Here is an 18,439-nt window from a genome sequence, read left to right on the forward strand (position 1 = left end):
TGTCTCGGTCCCAACATTGCTCAATTCTCCCGCTGGTCAGAAGAAGTGAATCAGCAACTTACGCTTCGATCAAGCACGAGTTTTTCAACAAAATAGGCCAAGAACGGCCACTCGCCACGGTACCGGGCACCTCGTGTCGGGTACCGGACACTAGGGTGCAAATCCGATCCGGTGCAGGTGGATTTCATGCGCCGGATGCTTCTCGGCGTTGAGAACCCGCCCATTGTGATGGTTGAAGAGCGCCCGCCAATAGGGCTGGATGATCACGCCTTCCTCGCGCAGGATGGTCTGAAGCCGCGCCATGACCGCGCGCCGCGCGACCGTGTCCACAAGCCCCGTGGCCTGATCCAGAAGCGCGTCGAATTCCGCATCGCTGAAGCCGGTCTCGTTCCACGCAGCCCCCGTGCGATAGGCAAGGCCAAGCGCCTGAACGTCCAGCGGTCGGTGGTTCCATTGCGTGCCCGAGAACGGGTAGGCGCGCCAGTTGGCCCAGAAACTGGCCCCCGGCACGATGCGCCGCTGCACCCGCAGCCCCGCGTCGCGCAACTGCGCTGCCACCGCGTCGCCGGTGTTGCGCTGCCATTCGTCATCGACGGTGACAAGCTCGTGGCGAAAGCCCAGAAGCCCGGCCTCCGTGACAAGGCGGCGCGCCTCGGCGGGGTCATGGGGCGCGGGGCCAAGATCGGCATGGGCAGGGTGCAGGGGGCTGACATGGTCGTTTTCGGCCACCGTGCCGCGCCCGTCATGGCCCAGTTCCAGACAGATGGCATTGTCGACGGCCAGCGCCAGCGCGCGGCGCACGCCACGGCGGGCATAGGGGTTGGTGCCCACCATCCGGTCCCCCTGCATGCCGCGAAACACGATGGTGGCCGCACTCGGCGTCTCGGTCGCCTGCCAGCCGATCGCGTCCATCGCCGGGACAAAGGCACCGACGCTCTCGTAGAGGAGGTCGATCTCACCCGCCTCGGCGGCGGCAAGCCATGTCGCGGGGTTGGTGCCCAGGTCGATGAATTCCACCCGGTCGAGCCATGGCCCGCCAAGCACCGCGCTGCCCCACCAGTCATGGGTGGTATCGCGCTCGAGGATGCAGCGATGCCCGACCTCGAGGCTCACGGGCCGGAACGGCCCGGTGCCGATGCCATGCTCAAACGGGTCGCCCTCCTCATAGCTCGGGTGGGTGACGGCTGCGGGATAGTCCGAGAAATTGGCGATGAGCGCGATATCCGGTTTGGCAAGGACCAGATCGACGGTGAGCGGATCGCGCACCGTGATGGCACCGTCGCGCGCGCGGCCCGTCGCCGGGTCGATCAGCCCGGCGCAGCGCGTGGCCATGGAATTGCCCGGCGCGGTGCTGTCGCACCAGCGGGTAACATTATGGGCGACATCGGCGGCGGTGAAGGCATCGCCGTTGTTCCAGCGCACGCCCGGGCGCAGGCGAAGCCGGTAGCGGGTGGCGTTGTCGCTCACCTCCCACCCCTCCAGCAACATGCCGTGAAAGCTACCGTCGCGGCGGTATTCCACGAGATATTCGAGAAATCCGCGCGTCTGGTTGGCCATTTCGCTCCAGTCATAGGCGCGTGGATCGCGGAGCGCCTTGACGCTTTGCTGGATGCGCAGGGTGCCGCCCCGCACGGGCGTTGCGGCATATGCGGCGCGTGGCAAACCGCCAAGCGTATAGGCCGCCGCCGCCCCAAGCCCGAGCGCCGTGGCCCGGCTGAGAAATTCGCGCCGCCCGAGACGTCCGCTGCGCAGGTCGCGCAAGAGGCCGTCGGTGGCAGGATGGCGGGACGGGGCACGGCGCGGCATGGCGGTGGCTTTCGCTTGGCGGTGGGGCCATTAGACATGGGCCGCACTGCGGGCGCAACCCGTGAGCGGGGTCAGAGAGCCGGTTTCGTGCGCAGACGGGCGCGCGCGGCGCTGCGCAGTTGCGACGGCGTGTGCCCGGTATGATGCAGGATGAAGCGCGAGAAATAGGCGGCGCTGCCGAAGCCGAGACTGGCGGCGATGTCGGCCATCGGGCGCGCGGTGGTCTCGATGAGGTCGCGCGCGGCATGGAGGCTGCGTTGGGTCAGCAGGTCGGCCGCGCTCAGCCCCGAGAGCCTGCGACAGGTGCGCGTCAGATGGGTGGGTGTGACGCCAAGGTTGCGGGCGTGATCGGCCACGCTCAGCCCCTCGCCAAGATGGCGCTCGATCAGGGCCGCATAGGCGCGCACCAGCCGTTCGGCGGCAGGGGGGCGCGGCTCTTGGGGATGGGCGATGAGGGCACGGCGCAGCCAGACGCTCATCTGTGCGGCAAGCGCGTCGAGCACCTCGCTCGCGAACGGGCGCGCGTCGTTCTGTTCGCGGCTCATCGCCTCGAAGAGCAGGGTCAATTCGTTCTGGCCCGTCACATCGCGGATGCGCAGATGGTGCGGGCTGTCGGGCATGGGCGCGGCGCTGTGCCGGGGAATCTCGCAGACGAGACCGAAGCCGGTCTTGCCCGTCTCGAGCGAGAACATCGTGCCCGCAGGCAGCACCAGCGCGTTATGCACGCCAAGCCCGCGCCGCACCCCTTCCACGATCGCCAGACCCTGCCCGCGCGTGATCCAGACCAGCGCCGGATCGGGGCAGGCATGTTGCAGCGCAAGCCGCCAGTCGCTTCCCTGCGCCCATTGCACCAGGGTCATCACGCGGGCATGTGTCATGCGGCGACCCCATGAGTGAAAGGTTTATTCAGTGAAAGTAATGACCGAAATATTCCACGCTGTCAGCCCATAATAGCAGAAAATCCATATTTACCGTTGCCGTCGCGCCATGAAGGCCAGCCGCTCGAAGAGATGCACATCCTGTTCGTTCTTCAAAAGCGCGCCGTGGAGCCTTGGCAGGGCATCCGCCCCGTCGCGGCGCAGGTCCTCGGGCGCCAGATCTTCGGCCAGCAGCAGCTTGAGCCAGTCGAGCACCTCCGAGGTCGAGGGTTTCTTCTTCAACCCCGGCTGCTCGCGGATTTCGTAGAATTGCGTGAGCGCGGTGGTCAGAAGCGCCTCCTTGATGCCGGGATGGTGGACGGCGACGATGCGCTTCATCGTCTCGGGATCGGGGAAGCGGATGTAATGGAAAAAGCACCGCCGCAGAAACGCGTCGGGCAGTTCCTTTTCGTTGTTCGAGGTGATGATGATGACCGGGCGGTGGCGCGCGCGGATCGTCTCGCCGGTCTCGTAGACGTGGAATTCCATCCGGTCGAGTTCCTGCAACAGGTCGTTGGGAAACTCGATATCGGCCTTGTCGATCTCGTCGATGAGCAGCACGACGCGCGCCTCGGACGCGAACGCCTCCCAGAGCTTTCCGCGGCGGATGTAATTGGCCACGTCATGCACCCGCTCGTCGCCCAACTGACTGTCGCGCAGGCGCGAGACGGCATCGTATTCATAAAGGCCCTGCGCCGCGCGCGTGGTTGATTTCACATGCCACTCGATCAGCCGCATGCCGAGCGCCTGCGCCACCTGTCGCGCCAGTTCGGTCTTGCCGGTGCCCGGCTCGCCCTTGACCAGAAGGGGCCGCTCCAGCGTCACGGCGGCATTGACCGCAACGGTCAGGTCACGGGTCGCCACATAGGCTTCGGTTCCCTCGAATTTCATCGCTGTATCAATCCTTTCGCGCATCAGGGCGGAGCGTCTTGCGGGGAAACTAATGGGTTCGCGGCGTCACATCAATGGCGCGTGATTGGCTAGTGACAATCCCCGACCCTGCGTGTAATTGAGCGCTCGAAGACAGAAATTGTCTGGGGAGTGACGAATGCCGGACACGGGCCTTGATGAGGGGATCGAGATGAAAGCCGAAGTGTTCTTGCCTGAGGATTATCAGCCGGCGGAGGACGAGCCGTTCATGAACCAACGGCAGCTTGAATATTTCCGCCGCAAGCTGGTGAACTGGCGGCTCGAATTGCTGGAGGGCAGCCGCGAGACGATCGAAGCGCTGCAGGACGGCACGCGCGCGATACCGGATGTGGCCGACCGCGCCAGCGAAGAGACGGACCGCGCTCTGGAATTGCGCACCCGGGACCGCCAGCGCAAGCTGGTGATCAAGATCGATGCGGCGCTGCGACGGATCGAAGAGGGGGAATTCGGCTATTGCGAGAAAACGGGCGAGCCGATCAGCCTCAAGCGGCTCGATGCGCGCCCCATCGCCACGATGACGCTGGAAGCGCAGGAGCGTCACGAGCGGCGCGAAAAGGTGCACCGCGACGAGTGAGGCGCGCCGCCTCGGTTTGTGGCAGGGATCACGCGCGCCGGGGCCATGTCTCCGGCGCGTGTCGTTTCGGGAAAGGGGTCGATGCGGCTCGACGACACGAAAATCGCCGTGATCGGCGCAGGGATCGGCGGGCTTGCGGTGGCGCGCGCGCTGGCGTTGCGCGGTGCGGATGTGACGGTGATGGAGCAGGCCGCCGAAATCGCCGAGGTCGGTGCCGGGCTTCAGATCAGCCCGAACGGGTTTGCCGTGCTGGCCGCGCTTGGGTTGGGGGATGCCCTGCGCTCGATGCGCGGCGCGGCGGTGCAGCTCTGCGACTATCGCGGCGGCGAGGTGCTGCGGCTCGATCTCGGGCGGCTGGCGCGGGCCGACTATCATTTTGTGCACCGCGCCGACCTGATCGACCTCCTGGCCGAGGGCGCGCGGTCGGCGGGCGTGCGGTTCCGGTTGTTGCAGAAGGTGACGGGCGTGGCACCGGGGGCGCGCCCGCGTGTCGAGACGGCAAGCGGCGCCGCTTTCGAGGCGGATCTGGTGATCGGGGCCGACGGGCTGCATTCGGTGGCGCGCACCGCGCTCAATGGCATCACCGCGCCGTTCTTCACCCGGCAGGTGGCGTGGCGCGCGCTCATCCCCAACCACACGGGGCGCGGGCCGGAGGTGCGCGTGCATATGGGGCCGCTGCGGCATGTGGTCAGTTATCCGTTGCGCGAGGGCAGTCTTCTCAACCTTGTCGCGGTGCAGGAGCGCGCGGCCTGGACCTCGGAAAGCTGGAGCCAGACCGACGACCCGCAGGCGTTGCGCGCGGCCTTCGCCGATTTCGGCGGCGAGGTGCGCGAGATGCTGGCGGCGGTCGGGACGGTGCATCTGTGGGGTCTCTTCCGGCATCCGGTGGCGCGGGTCTGGCACCGGGGCGGGGTGGCGATCCTGGGTGATGCGGCCCATCCCACCTTGCCCTTCATGGCGCAGGGGGCCTGCATGGCGCTGGAGGATGCCTGGGTTCTGGCCGATGCGCTGACCCGGGCGGAGACAGTCGGGGACGGGCTGGCGCGCTATCAGGCACGGCGCGAGGGCCGCGCCCGCCGCGTGGTCGAGGCGGCAAGCCGCAATGCGTGGAAATATCACCTCAGTTTTCCGCCGCTCCGCTGGGCCGCGCATACCGCGCTGCGCGCAGGCGGTGCGCTGGCACCCGAACGCATGGTCCGGCAATTCGACTGGATTTACGCCCATGACGTAACGCGCGGGGCGGCCTGAGCGCTCAGGCGTCGCGCCACGCGCCAGGGGCAAGACCGTCAAGGGCCCACTCGCCAATCCGCCAGCGCACAAGGCGCAAGGTGGGGTGGCCCACATGCGCCGTCATGCGCCGCACCTGACGGTTGCGCCCTTCGGTGATCACCAGTTCCAGCCAGCAATCCGGCACGGATTTGCGATAGCGCACCGGGGGCGTGCGCTCCCAGAGGGCGGGTGGGTCGATGCGGCGGACGCGGGCCGGGCGCGTGGGGCCGTCGTTGAGCGTGACACCCGCGCGCAGGGCGGCAAGGGCCGCGTCATCCGGCACCCCCTCGACCTGCACAAGATAGGTTTTCGCAGTCTTGAACCGGGGTGAGGCGATGCGCGCCTGCAAGCGCCCGTCATCGGTCAGCAGCAATAGCCCCTCACTGTCACGATCAAGCCGTCCGGCGGGATAGACGCGCGCCAGGTCGATGAAATCCGAGAGCGTGGCGCGCGGGCTGTCCTCGGTGCCACGGTCGGTAAACTGCGAGAGCACGCCGTAAGGCTTGTTGAAGAGGATGAGGCGGGTCATGCCCGCCTCATGCCCGAGCGCGCGCGCAGCGGCAAGGCTCAGTTATGGCCGGGACGCAAGCCCTCGCGGATCGTGTAGGTCCAGGGCAGGCCCGCGTTGCGCCAGCCGTTCACATCGCGCGCGCCGCTCTCGCCCTTGTCGCCTTCGAACCCGTCGACGACGTTGTAAAGCGCCACGCTCACCCCTGTCTCGGCCAGCTTGGCGATGGCGGCGGCGCTGCGCCCGCCCGAGCGGCAGGTGATGAGCACGGTGTCAATTCCCTTGGCCGCGTCGCTGGCGAGCCAGGCGTTGAACTCGTCGGTGAAAGCGGGATTGTCCACCATCTTGTAACTGCCCTTGCTGAATGCAGGCTCGGCGTCGAGCAACTGCGCCGGGATATGCGCGGCGGTGGGGGTGGCGTAGCCGATCAGCGTGATTTCCGCCGGGGTGCGCACATCCACAAGGGCAACATTGGGATGGTCGGCAAGCACGCGCGCGGCGTCGGCGGCGGTGATGTAAAGCCCGGTGGCGGTTTGCTTGGATGCGGGCAGGGCATCGGCGGCCACCGGTTCGCTGAATGAGAGCGGTGCTGCGGCAAGGGCCACGGGGCCAAGCGCGAGGGCGAGGGCGAGTATCGCGGTTGCGGCGCGGCGGGGCAGGGGGGGCATGGCAGGTCTCCTGATATATTCTTACTTAAGAATATATCTTCGTGGAACAGGTGCCTTGACATGGATCAATTGCGCAACGGCGCGGTCGCAGCGAAATTCTTCGTTCGAAGAATTTCCGGCAAGAATTTCGGATGAAATTCTTGCGCACGTTCAGCCATTGCCGCCACCGTCGAAACGTGCCGCATCCGCCGCCGCGCGGCGGATGGCGTTGGATTTGTGGACCGTCTCCATGTATTCGGCCTCGGGGTCGCTGTCATAGACCACCCCGCCGCCCGCCTGAATGTAAAGCTTTTCGTCCTTCACCACCGCCGTGCGCAGCGCGATGCACACATCCATGTCGCCGCCCGCGCTGAAATAGCCGACGCCGCCGCCATAGACGCCGCGTTTTTCCGGCTCCAGCTCGTCGATGATCTGCATGGCGCGCACCTTGGGCGCGCCCGAGACGGTGCCCGCAGGCAGGCCGGCCAGAAGGGCCGAGAGCGCGTCATGCTCGTCTGACAACTCTCCCACCACGTTCGAGACGATATGCATGACATGGCTGTAGCGTTCGATGACGAATTGCTCGGTCGGGCGCACGGTGCCGGTGCGCGCCACGCGGCCCACGTCGTTGCGCCCCAGATCGAGCAGCATGAGATGTTCGGCCAGTTCCTTGCCATCGGCCAGCAGATCGGCCTCGAGCGCGCGATCCTCCTCGGGGGTGGCCCCGCGCGGACGGGTGCCCGCGATGGGGCGGATGGTCACCTCCTGCCCGAAGACGCGCACGAGAATCTCGGGGCTGGCCCCGATCACCTGGAAGCCGCCGAAGTTGAAATAGAACATGAAAGGTGACGGGTTCGTGCGCCGTAAGGAGCGATAGAGTGAAAATGGCGGGCGTTGAAAATCCTGCGTCCAGCGTTGCGACGGCACAACCTGAAAGATGTCGCCCGCCCGGATATAGTCGCGCGCCTTCTCCACCGCCGCCTTGTAGCCCTCGCGGGTGAAGTTCGACACCGGGGCCGCGTCCTCATGGGCCGCGCCAAGGCTGCGGCTGGCCTGCGGCAGGGCGCGCTCGAGGTCGCGCACCGCGTCCATCACCCGCTCGGCAGCCTGCGCATAGGCCGCGCGCGCCGATTGCCCCGCTCCGGCCCAGGCGGGGGCGACGACGATCACCTCGCCCTTGACGCCATCAAGCACCGCGACGACCGAGGGGCGCATCAGCACCGCATCGGGCAGGCCGAGCGTGTCGGGCGGCACGTCGGGCAGGTGTTCCACCAGCCGGATCATGTCATAGCCCAGATAGCCGAAGAGCCCGGCACTGGCGGCGGGCAGGTCCTCGGGCAGGGCGATCCGGCTCTCACTGATGAGCGCGCGCAGATTGGCGAGCGGGTCGCCGTCCTGCGGCTGATAGGCGTCCGGGTCAAAGCGCGCGGCGCGGTTGATGCGGCTGCTCTGGCCCTGGCACTGCCAGATCACGTCAGGCTTCATGCCGATGATCGAGTAGCGCCCGCGCACCTCGCCGCCCGTCACCGATTCGAGCAGGAACGCATCGCGCGCAGCCCCCGTCAGCTTGAGCATGAGCGACACGGGCGTGTCGAGATCGGCGGCAAGGCGCGTATAGACCACCTGGTTTTCCCCCGCCTCGAAGGCGCGGGCGAAGCTGTCGTAATCGGGGGTCAGATCCAAGGCGGGCAGTCCTCAGTTGAAGTTGGCGTGCACGGCGTTGAGCGCCGCCTGATCGAGTGTAACGCCCGCGCGGGCGCGGATATCGTCGGCCAGTAGCTGAAACAGGTCCTGGCCAAGATCGGCGGTGACCTGTTCGCCCAGTGCTTCGGCGATGCGGGCGATGTCGGGATCGTCCGCGTCGGCCGGGCGAATACTGTCGAGCCGCAGCACGAACAGCCGCGCCGTGCCCTCGATCACGCGCACCTCGCCGGCCGTCATGTCGAACACCGTGTCGATGAATTCGGGCGGCGCGTCGGCGCGATAGTCGCGGCGGGTGATGTCCGTGACCTCGGTGGCGGCGAGGCCGAGATCGGCAAAGCTCTCGCCGCGTCCGAGCGCCTCGGCCAGCGGTTCGGCCTGCGCGCGCAGCGCGGCCACGGTGGCCTCGGCGCGCCAGCCCGCGCGCACCGCGTCGCGCACCTCGTCAAGCGGCAGGATGCGGGGCTCGATGATCCCGTCGAGACGCAGCGCGAAGATGCCGCCATCCTCGAGTTGCTCGACCTTGGGATAGCTGCTTTCGCGCACCTCCCCGGCGGCGCGGCGGAACGAGGGATAGCCTGCGATCCCCTCTGAATTTCCGGCGTGCCAGTCGATCTGCCCCAGTTCCAGCTCGGTTTCGCGCGCCACATCCTCGAGCGTGGCCCCGCCGGCCAGAAGGTCGTCGGCGGATTGCCCGAGCGTGTCGATCACGCGCCGCGCGCGGTCGAGTGCGAGCGCGTCGCGCAATTCGGCGCGGGCCTCCTCGAAGGGTGTCTCCTGCGCAGAGAGCACGGCGTTGACGCGAAAAAGCGCCGGGCCGAGACTGGTTTCGACCGGTCCCACCACCTCGCCCACGGGGGCGGCAAAGACCGTGTCGGCGCCCGCGCCGAGATCGGCGGCGGTGACATCGCCCATGTCGATATCGGCCATGTCGAGGCCACGTTCGGAGACCAGCATTTCCAAGCGGATGCCTTGCGCCAGACGCTCCATCGCGCGGGTGGCGGCAGCCTCGTCGGCGAAGACGAGCCGCTCCACAAGGCGGCGTTCGGGCAGGTTGTATTCGCTCGCGCGCTCAGCGTAGGCGGCCAGCAGCGTGGCCTCGTCCACCTCGACCGTATCGAGCAGCATCTCCGGCGTCACCTGGACATAGGTCAGGCGGCGCGCCTCGGGCGTGGTGAAGTCGGGCAGGTGGCTCTGGTGGTAGGCGCGCAGATCCTCCTCGGACGGCTCGGGCAGGCCGGCTTCCAGATCGCTGCGGTCGAGCGTGGCGAAGGCAAGGCTGCGGCCCTCGCCCAGCCAGTCGATCATCGCGCCGGTATAGGTGGCCGGAGGGCGCAGACCCGCAAGCGCCGCCGCCTGCACCAGCGTGGCCGCAGTCTCGGCGCGGATGCTTTGTTCGAACTGGGTCTCGTTCAGCCCCGACTGTTGCAGCGCAAAGCGATAGGCCTGACGGTCGAAGCTGCCGTCGGCGGCGCGAAAGCCGGGAATGGCGAGGATTTCGCGGCGCAGCGTCTCGTCACCCACGGAGAGCCCGAGCGCGCCCGCCTCGTGTTCCAGCGCCGCGCGCGCGACAAGCTGGGCCAGCACCCGCTGATCAAGCCCCGCCTCGCGGGCCTGCGCGAAGCTGATCGGCGCACCGCGTTGTGCGGCGAGCGCGTTCATTTCATCGCGCAGCGCGCGGGCATAGGTGTTCACGTCGATCTCTGCGGTGCCGACCTGGCCCACGCTGCGCACGGCCCCGCCGAGATTGGTTACGCCGAAGCCGCCAAGCCCGATGATGAGAAGCCCCATCAGAACCCACATTGCGCCCCTGGAAATGCCCTTGCCTGCCATGGCTGACCTCGATCCCGTCCGTTGCATCCGCGTTTCTGTCTATGCGGTGCGGGGGGGCGGGGCAAGGGCGGGCGGGCTCAGCCGCGCGGCATTTCAAGCCGTTGCGCGCGGCCCCGGTCATTGAGGATCACCACGCCCTCGCCGATGGCCGCGACGGTGGCGGTGCCGATGCGCGCGCCGGTCTCGACGGTGCGGATTTCACCGCTCTCGCTCCGCAGGAGCGCGCGCGCGGTCTCTGGCCCATGCAGCGTGCCGATAAGGGCCGGACCGCGCCGGGGGAAGTCCGCGCTCGCGGTTGCGGCGGCGAGGGTCGCGGCCGGGGTCTCTGTCTGATCGCTCATGATATGCCTGACTGACGTTGCGGTGACGGGCGATCTAGTCAGAGTGGCAGGCAGGGGGAAGGGGGTATGCTGCGTTGCGGCGAAACCCCGCCGTTGGCGTGGCGCGCGTGCGCGCGATCCTGCCTATTCGGCGGCGGCCTTGAGGACAAACCCCTTTTCGATCATGTCCGAGGGGGCAACGGGATAGTCGCCCGAGAAACAGGCATCGCAGTATTGCGGGCAGGCGGCGTTGCGCCCGGTGGCCTGACCCACGGCGCGGTAAAGCCCGTCGAGCGTGATGAACCGCAGGCTGTCCACCTGCAAATGCGCGCGCATTTCGTCTTCGGACATGGTGGCGGCCAGAAGTTTCTCGCGCTGCGGCGTGTCCACACCGTAAAAACAGGGCCACGCCGTCGGCGGCGAGGCGATGCGGAAATGCACCTCGGCCGCGCCCGCGTCGAGCACCATTTCCTTGATCTTGCGGCTGGTGGTGCCGCGCACCACGCTGTCATCCACAAGGACCACGCGTTTGCCCTTGATCAGCGCGCGGTTGACGTTGAGCTTGAGGCGCACACCCATGTTGCGGATCTGCTCGGTCGGCTCGATGAAGGTGCGACCCATATACTGATTGCGGATGATCCCCATGGCAAAGGGAATGCCCGATTCCTGGCTGTAGCCGATGGCGGCCGGGGTGCCGCTGTCGGGCACGGGGCAGACGAGATCGGCCTCGACGGGGGCTTCGCGCGCCAGTTCCACGCCGATCTGGTGGCGCGTCTCATAGACCGAGCGCCCGCCGATGAGCGAATCGGGGCGTGAGAAATAGACATGCTCGAAGATGCAGAACTTGGACGGTTGGCGGCGAAACGGGAAATGGCTCTCGACGCCGGACTTGGCGGAAATCACCACCATTTCGCCCGGCTCGATCTCTCGCACGAGCTGCGCGCCGATGATGTCAAGCGCGCAGGTCTCGGAGCTGAGCACCCAGCCGTCGCCCAATTGCCCCAGCACCAACGGGCGCACGCCCAGAGGATCGCGCACGCCGATGAGCTTGGAGCGGGTCATGGCCACCACGGAAAACGCCCCCTCGACCCGGCGCAGCGCATCCTCCATCCGCTCAACGATGTTGCGTTGCAGCGAGCGGGCCATGAGGTGAATGATGCATTCGCTGTCAGAGCCGGACTGGAAGATCGAACCGCGCTCGATCAACTCCTTTCGCAGCGCATCGGCATTGGTGATGTTGCCGTTATGGGCAATGGCCGCGCCGCCCATGGAGAACTCGCCGAAGAAGGGCTGCACATCGCGGATCGCTGCCCCCTTCGATCCGGCGGTGGAATAGCGCACATGGCCGATGGCCAGCGGCCCCGGCAGGCTTTCCATCAGCGAAGCGCGGGTGAAATTGTCGCGCACATAGCCGAATCGGCGCACCGAGTTGAACCCCTGTTCGGGATCGTGGCTGACAATGCCGCCGGCCTCTTGCCCGCGATGTTGCAGGGCGTGCAGGCCGAGGGCCACGAAATTGGCGGCATCCGACAGGCCGATGACGCCGAATATGCCGCACTCCTCGCGCAGCTTGTCATCGTCGAACGGGTGGGCGGGGGGCATCTGGGGGGACAAGGGCAGTCTCCGAATCCGGGCAGGTCGCTTGGACCCCCTCATAAGCCCTCGCGCCGCCGGTGTCACGAAACTATCACGAAGGCGCGGCCCCGCCTTACGTTGGGTCAGCCGTCAGAGACTGGTTGCGTCGCAGGCCCCGACAAGCTGCTCGTATTGGCGGGTGATCCAGCCGAGCGCCTGTTCGGGATCGCGTCCCTCGATCGCCCCGGTCAGTTGCGAAAAGACCCGCGCCGAGCGGCTGTCGTCGATGATGGCGATGGATTGCGCGCTCACCACCGTGTCGTAGACAAAATAGGCGATGGCGATGAGCAGCACGCCGCGCGCCACCCCGAAGATGAAGCCAAGCCCCTGATCCAGCCCGCCCAGCACCGAGCGTTGCACCAGCGACGAAAACAGTGGCGTGATCAGCGAGGCAATGATGAGCGTCACGGCAAAGACGGCGGCAAAGGCACCGATCATGCTCAGCTCGCAGCTGTCGGCGATGAACTCGCCCACCACGGGCACTTCCTTGACCAGCGGTTCCACCTGCGGCGCGAAGATGAAGGCGGCAAAGCCCGCCACGACCCAGCCCGCGATGGCCAGCGCCTCTCGCACCAGTCCGCGCGAATAGGCCAGAAGCGCGGACAGCACGATGAAGAGCGCCACGACCCCGTCGATGATGGTAAACCCGTCCATGCCTTGTCCTGTCCCTTGGGCGCGCTCAACCTGCGCCGAATACCTCACCCACGAACGACACCAGATCGCCCATCCGGGTCAGGCTGAGGCCGCTGTCACCGCCGGTCTTTCCCCCCGACGGCACGATTGCGCTGGTGAAACCAAGTTTTTGCGCCTCTTTCAACCTGTTTTCGGTCTGGCCCACGGGGCGCAGCGCGCCCGAGAGGCTGATTTCGCCGAAAACCACCGTTTCGGGCGGCAAGGCCACATCCTCGCGCGCGCTCAGGAGGGCGGCGGCCACCGCCAGATCGGCGGCAGGTTCGGTGATGCGCAGCCCCCCCGCCACGTTGAGATAGACATCGAGCCCTGCAAAGGGGATGCCGCAGCGCGCCTCGAGCACGGCGAGAATCATCGCCAGCCGCGCCCCGTCCCAGCCGACCACGGCACGGCGCGGTTGCGCGTGCGGCGTGGGGGCGACCAGCGCCTGTAGCTCCACCAGCAGGGGCCGCGTGCCCTCGACGCCCGCGAAAACCACGGAACCGGGGGCGGGCGCGCCGCGCCCCGCGAGAAAGAGGGCCGAGGGGTTGGCGACCTCGGCCAGACCGCTGCCGGTCATCTCGAACACGCCGATCTCGTCGGCGGGGCCAAAGCGGTTCTTGACCGAGCGCAGGATGCGGAACTGATGCCCGCGCTCGCCCTCGAAATAGAGCACGCAATCGACCATGTGCTCGACCACGCGCGGGCCCGCGATCTGGCCGTCCTTGGTGACATGGCCCACCAGCACGACGCTGGCGCCGCTGCGCTTGGCGAAGCTGGTCAGCTCATGCGCGGCGGCGCGCACCTGGGACACGCTGCCGGGTGCGGCCTCGATCGCGTCCGACCACATCGTCTGGATCGAATCGATGATCACCAGATCGGGCTTTTCCGCCTCCAGCGTGGTCAGGATGTCGCGCAGCGCGGTGGCGGCGGCAAGTTTGACCGGGGCGGCGCGCAGGTCCAGCCGTTCAGCGCGCATCCGCACCTGCGCGCGCGCCTCCTCGCCGGTCACATAGATGGTCTTGAGGCCCGCCCGGGCAAAGAGCGCGGCGGCCTGCAACAGCAGCGTGGATTTGCCGATGCCGGGATCGCCGCCGACAAGGATGGCACTCGCGGGCACAAGCCCGCCGCCCAGAACCCGGTCAAGCTCGGCCATGCCCGACAGGGTGCGCGGCGGTGGCGGTTCGTCGGAGGCCAGATCGCTGAGCGCGATGGTGCTGCCGCGCCGCGCGCCAAGGCCGCGCCCCTTGGGGCCCTCGGACAGGGGGGCCTCCTCGATGATGGAATTCCATTCGCCGCAGGCCTCGCAGCGCCCCGACCAGCGGTTATGCGTGGCACCGCAGGCGGTGCAGGTGAAAGAGGACGGCTTGGCCATGGCCTGACATGCCCGAGCGCGCGGGGGGCGTCAAACGCGAAACGCGGGTGGGGGGCGCTCGCGCGGCGGCGTGCGGGGCACGCCTTGATTCCGCGCGGGGGACAGGAGGCGACCGTCCCCTTCAGGCCACAAGCCCTCGCACAGCGCCACGCCCTATTCGGCAGCCTTCTTGCCGAGGTCTATCACCGTGCCGTCACTGCGCAGCGTCTCTTCCATGCCCAACTCGGGCAGCACCGCGCGCAACTCGTCACGCAGGCGGGTAAGCTGGCTGGCGGCGACGCTTTCCTCAAGGTCCACCTCATGCGCCCAATGGCGCAATTCCCGGCTGATCGCCTTGGCCTGATCGAGCCGGGCATTGAACGTCTCCACCTCTTCCTGCCGCTGGCGCAGAAAGGCGCGGGCGCGCGCCACCTTGTCGTCCGAATAGACATCGGCCAGTTCCTGACTGATATGCGACATCTGCGCCGCCACTTCGAGCAGGTCCGGCTCGAGACTGCCAAGCTCGGGGTGGTCGCGCAGATAGGCCAGCCGCTCGCGCACCGCATCAAACTCCGAGGACATGCGGAACAGCCCCGCGCGGTCCGCGGCATGGGCCATGGCATAGGCGCGCGCCACGTCCTGCATCCCGAGATTGAAGCGCCGGTGCGAGGTCTCGAGCGCCATGATGCGCGCATTGGCGGGCAGGTAGAAGCACAAGAGCACCGCCAGAACAGTGAGGCCGGTCTGGGCGATCTGACCGGCATTGTCATAGGTCATGTCGCCAAACCGGGCCTCCAGCGCCAGCCATGGGACCAGCCCGAAAGCGGCGGCGATCGTGGCCCCCGAAAGGGCAAGCGCGGCGATGAGGAATGTAAGCGTGGCGAGGCGCTGAAAAAGCACCGCAAGCAGCATCCCGATGGATTTCATCTGCGAGACCATGAATTCCCCCCAAGAAAATCCCAGTTTCAATATAGGCGAGTTTACGCCGATTGCGCCGCTCGCAAAGCGTTAATTCCTTCAAACGGCTGTCAAGTCTTGGAGACCGGCCTGTGAGCCACAGTCAACTGTTGCCGAAGTGTGGACAGTTCAGCGGGATGGAGGCGCTTTGTTCGTCAAGTGACCAATGGAGATGGAGGCCAGCACGCAGGCGCTGAAGAGATAGAGCCCCCAGGCCACCTCGACCCGCGCCAGACCCACGCCCTTGACCACGATGATGTAGAGCGCGATCAGAAAGATATCGGCCATCGCCAGCTTGCCCAGGAGGTGCAGCGCGGGCAGGGCGCGGGCGGCCAGCAGATCGAACTGCACCAATGCCAGGCCGATGGTCTTGAGATAGGGCGCGAAGAGGGCAAAGACCGTGACCAGCAGGGCAAGGTAGACGTCGCTTTGCCATAATTCCTGCAAGCCGGAGATGATGCTGATTTCCGACAGGCCGAAGAGGGGCAGGGCGATGCCCGCACGCAGGAGGGGGGCGAACCATGCCACGGGGAAGAGGATCAGGAGCGCGAGGTTGGCGTATCTGGTCACGATTCTCGCCTTCGCTCCGCGGGTGCACGCAAAAATTTGCGAATTTTTGCCAAGAATTTTTGAAAATTCCTGGTGCGGGATGTCACCGCACCGCCTCGATCGGCCCTTCCGCGCGGCCGTGGATGAACTGGTCGAGATAGGGATCGCCCGACTGGTCCATATCCGCCACCGGCCCGGTCCATTGGATCACCCCGTCATGCAGCATCGCCACATTGTCGGCGATGGCGCGCACCGAGGTCATGTCATGGGTGATGGTCATCGCCGTGGCCCCCATCTCGACCACGATTTCGCGGATCAACTCGTTGATCACGCCCGCCATGATCGGATCGAGGCCGGTTGTCGGCTCGTCGAAAAAGATGATCTCGGGTTCCGCCGCGATGGCGCGGGCGAGGCCCACGCGCTTTTGCATGCCCCCCGACAGTTCGGCGGGGAATTTATCGGCCACATCGGGTTTGAGGCCGACGCGGCGCAGCTTCTCGATGGCGATCTCGCGCGCCTCCTTCACCGGACGCTTGAGCGAGCCGCGCAGCAGGCGAAAGGCCACGTTCTGCCAGACCGGCAGCGAATCAAAGAGCGCGCCGCCCTGAAAGAGCATCCCGAAGCGGGCGAGAAAGGCGTCGCGGTCGCCCTTGGTCACGTCCTGCCCGTCCAGCGTGATCGTGCCGCTGTCAGGCCGGATCAGGCCCAGCACGCATTTCAGCGCCACGGATTTGCCCGTCCCCGAACCGCCGATGATCACCATCGAGGTTCCCGACGCGATCGTCAGGTCGACGCCGCGCAGCACGCGGTTCGCGCCGAAAGCCTTGTGAACATCGCTAAGCTCGATCATGCGGAAAAGAACACCTCGGTCAGGATATAGTTGGCAGCAAGGATCAGCACCGAGGCCGCGACCACCGCCGTTTTCGTGGCGCGCCCCACGCCCTGCGCGCCGCGGCCGGAATTCATTCCATGATAGCACCCCATCAGCGCCACGATGAAGCCGAAGACCGAGCCCTTGATCAGGCCCGAAACCACGTCCCAGGTTTCGAGAAAATCGAGCGTGGTCTTGAGATAGGCCCCCGCCCCGAAATCGAGCCGCCCCACGCCCACCAGAAACCCGCCCATGATGCCGATCACATCGCCCACACCCACCAGCAGCGGCACGGCAAGGGTCGCGGCCAGAACGCGCGGCAGGGTGAGGTATTTCATCGGATTGGTGGAGAGCGTGGTCAGCGCGTCGATCTGCTCGGTCACTTTCATGGTGCCGATCTCGGCGGCAATCGACGAGGCCACGCGCGCGGCCACCATGAGGCCGCCCAGCACGGGGCCAAGCTCGCGCGTCAGCCCGATGGCCACGATCGAGGGCACCACGGTTTCGGCGTTGAAGCGCGCGCCGCCCGCGTAGATCTGAAGCGCCAGCGCGCCCCCCGTAAAGAGCGCCGTGAGACCCACGACAGGCAGAGAGAGCCAGCCGATCTGCACCAGCGCATGACCGAATTCGCGCCAGTAGAAGGGCGGGCGCGACAGATGGCTGACCGTCTCGGCGGCGAAGAGCGTGAACCGGCCGACACCCGCCAGCGCGGCCAGCGTCGCGCGCCCGATGGCCGCGAGGAAACCAAGGATGTAGCTCATGCGCCGATATGGCGTCGCGTGTAGCGCGCCCCCAGTGAGGTCAGGATTTCATAGCCGATTGTGCCCGCGTTGTCGGCGAGCCGGTCGATGCCCTGATGGGGGCCAAGCAATTGCAGGGTTTTGGGATCGTGGCCCAGATCGGTGATATCGACGCCGATCAGGTCCATCGAAATACGCCCTGCGATCGCGCAGGGCGTATCCTCGGCCCAGAGGCTGGTTTTCGGTCCCATGGCGCGCAGGATGCCGTCGGCATAGCCCGCCGCGACCGTGGCGATGCGGGTGGCGCGCGCGGCGACGAAATCGCAGCCATAGCCCACGGTTTCGCCCTCCTCCAGATCGCGGCACTGGATCACCGGAATGTCGAGCGTGACCACGGGCCGCGCATCCCCGAAAGGCGCGCCGCCATAGACCCCGATGCCGGGGCGGGCGAGGTCGAAATGATAGTCGGCATGCAGCAGGATCGCGCCGGTATTGGCAAGGCTGCGCGGGATGTCGAGCCCGTCGGTCATCTCGCGGAAGAGTGCCAGCTGGCGCGGGTTCATGGCATGGTCCGGCTCATCCGCGCAGGCCAGATGCGACATGATCAGCGCCGGGGATTGTGCCAGCGCGATCTCGCGCACGGCCTGCCATTCGGCGGGCTCCATCCCCAGCCGGTTCATGCCGGTGTCAAGCTGGATGCCGAAGGCGTGGCCAGGCAGGGCCTCGGCATGGCGGATCAACTGCTCGACCGAGTTGAGCATCGGCACGAGGTGGCAATCGCCGATCATGTCCGCATCGCCCGGCATATGGCCGGAAAACACGTATATCGTGGCGCTCTCTCCGAGGACTTCGCGCAGGGCCGCGCCTTCCTCGGCCACGGCGACGAAGAAGTGGCGCGCACCGGCGCGGGCAAGCGCACGCGCGGCCCTTGCCATGCCAAGACCATAGGCATCGGCCTTGACCACGCCCGCAGTCTCGCCGGTATTCACGGCATCGAGCGCGCGCCAATTGGCCACGAGCGCGTCGAGGTCGATTGTGAGGGTCGCGGTGCTCATGGGCCCGGTTTTGACAGGATGGGGCGGGGCGTCAAGGGGAAAGCGGCCCGACGCAACGCCGTCCCCCGAGCGGGAGGGCGTCGAGGATCCGATGCGGTCGAAGG

General features: G+C 66.9%; 18 protein-coding genes. 2 read left to right on the forward strand and 16 right to left on the reverse strand.

Annotated elements, in window-relative coordinates:
- Positions 1 to 150 precede the first annotated feature (150 nt).
- The 3 genes from ACSSV8_RS07410 to ACSSV8_RS07420 form a co-directional block, all read right to left on the reverse strand.
- Complete coding sequence (locus tag ACSSV8_RS07410; protein WP_454282010.1) at positions 151 to 1,806, reverse strand: ABC transporter substrate-binding protein; 1,656 nt, start codon at positions 1,804 to 1,806, stop codon at positions 151 to 153.
- A gap of 71 nt (positions 1,807 to 1,877) precedes the next feature.
- On the reverse strand, positions 1,878 to 2,684 hold the full coding sequence (locus ACSSV8_RS07415) for a helix-turn-helix transcriptional regulator (RefSeq protein WP_354538358.1): 807 nt from the start codon (positions 2,682 to 2,684) through the stop codon (positions 1,878 to 1,880).
- Between the two features lie 90 nt (positions 2,685 to 2,774).
- The gene (locus ACSSV8_RS07420; RefSeq protein WP_354538357.1) at positions 2,775 to 3,614 is read right to left on the reverse strand and encodes an AAA family ATPase; all 840 of its coding nucleotides are present in this window, start codon (positions 3,612 to 3,614) and stop codon (positions 2,775 to 2,777) included.
- Between the two features lie 157 nt (positions 3,615 to 3,771).
- Between ACSSV8_RS07420 and dksA the strand changes: the two genes are divergently transcribed.
- Positions 3,772 to 4,227: an RNA polymerase-binding protein DksA gene (dksA, locus tag ACSSV8_RS07425; RefSeq protein ID WP_454282011.1), complete on the forward strand. Its 456-nt coding sequence runs from the start codon at positions 3,772 to 3,774 to the stop codon at positions 4,225 to 4,227.
- Positions 4,228 to 4,308: 81 nt separating this feature from the next.
- Positions 4,309 to 5,475 carry an FAD-dependent monooxygenase gene (locus ACSSV8_RS07430; RefSeq protein WP_454282012.1) on the forward strand — a complete coding sequence of 389 codons (1,167 nt, stop codon included), beginning with the start codon at positions 4,309 to 4,311 and terminating at the stop codon, positions 5,473 to 5,475.
- 4 nt (positions 5,476 to 5,479) lie between these two features.
- Here ACSSV8_RS07430 and ACSSV8_RS07435 read toward each other — a convergent pair whose 3' ends face one another.
- The 13 genes from ACSSV8_RS07435 to alr form a co-directional block, all read right to left on the reverse strand.
- Positions 5,480 to 6,025 carry a pseudouridine synthase gene (locus tag ACSSV8_RS07435; protein ID WP_454282013.1) on the reverse strand — a complete coding sequence of 182 codons (546 nt, stop codon included), beginning with the start codon at positions 6,023 to 6,025 and terminating at the stop codon, positions 5,480 to 5,482.
- Between the two features lie 38 nt (positions 6,026 to 6,063).
- Complete coding sequence (locus ACSSV8_RS07440; protein WP_354538353.1) at positions 6,064 to 6,672, reverse strand: rhodanese-like domain-containing protein; 609 nt, start codon at positions 6,670 to 6,672, stop codon at positions 6,064 to 6,066.
- Between the two features lie 150 nt (positions 6,673 to 6,822).
- Entirely contained in the window at positions 6,823 to 8,334 is a 1,512-nt protein-coding gene (gene trpE / locus ACSSV8_RS07445; RefSeq protein ID WP_454282014.1) for an anthranilate synthase component I, read from the reverse strand.
- A 12-nt stretch (positions 8,335 to 8,346) separates the two neighbouring features.
- On the reverse strand, positions 8,347 to 10,212 hold the full coding sequence (locus ACSSV8_RS07450; protein ID WP_454282015.1) for a peptidyl-prolyl cis-trans isomerase: 1,866 nt from the start codon (positions 10,210 to 10,212) through the stop codon (positions 8,347 to 8,349).
- 50 nt (positions 10,213 to 10,262) lie between these two features.
- The gene (locus tag ACSSV8_RS07455) at positions 10,263 to 10,526 is read right to left on the reverse strand and encodes a hypothetical protein (protein WP_354538350.1); all 264 of its coding nucleotides are present in this window, start codon (positions 10,524 to 10,526) and stop codon (positions 10,263 to 10,265) included.
- A 123-nt stretch (positions 10,527 to 10,649) separates the two neighbouring features.
- Positions 10,650 to 12,107 carry an amidophosphoribosyltransferase gene (purF, locus tag ACSSV8_RS07460; RefSeq protein ID WP_354538349.1) on the reverse strand — a complete coding sequence of 486 codons (1,458 nt, stop codon included), beginning with the start codon at positions 12,105 to 12,107 and terminating at the stop codon, positions 10,650 to 10,652.
- A gap of 123 nt (positions 12,108 to 12,230) precedes the next feature.
- Positions 12,231 to 12,794 carry a CvpA family protein gene (locus ACSSV8_RS07465; RefSeq protein ID WP_354538348.1) on the reverse strand — a complete coding sequence of 188 codons (564 nt, stop codon included), beginning with the start codon at positions 12,792 to 12,794 and terminating at the stop codon, positions 12,231 to 12,233.
- 25 nt (positions 12,795 to 12,819) lie between these two features.
- Entirely contained in the window at positions 12,820 to 14,184 is a 1,365-nt protein-coding gene (gene radA / locus ACSSV8_RS07470) for a DNA repair protein RadA (RefSeq protein ID WP_454282016.1), read from the reverse strand.
- A gap of 153 nt (positions 14,185 to 14,337) precedes the next feature.
- On the reverse strand, positions 14,338 to 15,102 hold the full coding sequence (locus ACSSV8_RS07475; protein ID WP_454282017.1) for a DNA repair protein: 765 nt from the start codon (positions 15,100 to 15,102) through the stop codon (positions 14,338 to 14,340).
- Positions 15,103 to 15,249: 147 nt separating this feature from the next.
- On the reverse strand, positions 15,250 to 15,690 hold the full coding sequence (locus ACSSV8_RS07480) for a paraquat-inducible protein A (protein WP_454282018.1): 441 nt from the start codon (positions 15,688 to 15,690) through the stop codon (positions 15,250 to 15,252).
- Positions 15,691 to 15,772: 82 nt separating this feature from the next.
- The gene (locus tag ACSSV8_RS07485; RefSeq protein ID WP_354538344.1) at positions 15,773 to 16,519 is read right to left on the reverse strand and encodes an ABC transporter ATP-binding protein; all 747 of its coding nucleotides are present in this window, start codon (positions 16,517 to 16,519) and stop codon (positions 15,773 to 15,775) included.
- Complete coding sequence (locus ACSSV8_RS07490; protein ID WP_354538343.1) at positions 16,516 to 17,301, reverse strand: MlaE family ABC transporter permease; 786 nt, start codon at positions 17,299 to 17,301, stop codon at positions 16,516 to 16,518. The genes ACSSV8_RS07485 and ACSSV8_RS07490 overlap by 4 nt, the downstream gene beginning before the upstream one ends.
- The gene (gene alr, locus ACSSV8_RS07495) at positions 17,298 to 18,335 is read right to left on the reverse strand and encodes an alanine racemase (RefSeq protein WP_354538342.1); all 1,038 of its coding nucleotides are present in this window, start codon (positions 18,333 to 18,335) and stop codon (positions 17,298 to 17,300) included. Before alr ends, ACSSV8_RS07490 begins: the two co-directional genes overlap by 4 nt.
- Positions 18,336 to 18,439 lie beyond the last annotated feature (104 nt).

The organism is Roseovarius sp. MBR-79 (assembly GCF_053628555.1).

Bases quoted from the DNA above. Each gene is read 5' to 3' on its own strand.
- ACSSV8_RS07410 (WP_454282010.1), bottom strand. From the start codon at position 1,806: ATGCCGCGCCGTGCCCCGTCCCGCCATCCTGCCACCGACGGCCTCTTG.
- ACSSV8_RS07415 (WP_354538358.1), bottom strand. From the start codon at position 2,684: ATGACACATGCCCGCGTGATGACCCTGGTGCAATGGGCGCAGGGAAGC.
- ACSSV8_RS07420 (WP_354538357.1), bottom strand. From the start codon at position 3,614: ATGAAATTCGAGGGAACCGAAGCCTATGTGGCGACCCGTGACCTGACC.
- dksA (WP_454282011.1), top strand. From the start codon at position 3,772: ATGCCGGACACGGGCCTTGATGAGGGGATCGAGATGAAAGCCGAAGTG.
- ACSSV8_RS07430 (WP_454282012.1), top strand. From the start codon at position 4,309: ATGCGGCTCGACGACACGAAAATCGCCGTGATCGGCGCAGGGATCGGC.
- ACSSV8_RS07435 (WP_454282013.1), bottom strand. From the start codon at position 6,025: ATGACCCGCCTCATCCTCTTCAACAAGCCTTACGGCGTGCTCTCGCAG.
- ACSSV8_RS07440 (WP_354538353.1), bottom strand. From the start codon at position 6,672: ATGCCCCCCCTGCCCCGCCGCGCCGCAACCGCGATACTCGCCCTCGCC.
- ACSSV8_RS07450 (WP_454282015.1), bottom strand. From the start codon at position 10,212: ATGCAACGGACGGGATCGAGGTCAGCCATGGCAGGCAAGGGCATTTCC.
- ACSSV8_RS07455 (WP_354538350.1), bottom strand. From the start codon at position 10,526: ATGAGCGATCAGACAGAGACCCCGGCCGCGACCCTCGCCGCCGCAACC.
- purF (WP_354538349.1), bottom strand. From the start codon at position 12,107: ATGCCCCCCGCCCACCCGTTCGACGATGACAAGCTGCGCGAGGAGTGC.
- ACSSV8_RS07465 (WP_354538348.1), bottom strand. From the start codon at position 12,794: ATGGACGGGTTTACCATCATCGACGGGGTCGTGGCGCTCTTCATCGTG.
- radA (WP_454282016.1), bottom strand. From the start codon at position 14,184: ATGGCCAAGCCGTCCTCTTTCACCTGCACCGCCTGCGGTGCCACGCAT.
- ACSSV8_RS07475 (WP_454282017.1), bottom strand. From the start codon at position 15,102: ATGGTCTCGCAGATGAAATCCATCGGGATGCTGCTTGCGGTGCTTTTT.
- ACSSV8_RS07485 (WP_354538344.1), bottom strand. From the start codon at position 16,519: ATGATCGAGCTTAGCGATGTTCACAAGGCTTTCGGCGCGAACCGCGTG.
- ACSSV8_RS07490 (WP_354538343.1), bottom strand. From the start codon at position 17,301: ATGAGCTACATCCTTGGTTTCCTCGCGGCCATCGGGCGCGCGACGCTG.
- alr (WP_354538342.1), bottom strand. From the start codon at position 18,335: ATGAGCACCGCGACCCTCACAATCGACCTCGACGCGCTCGTGGCCAAT.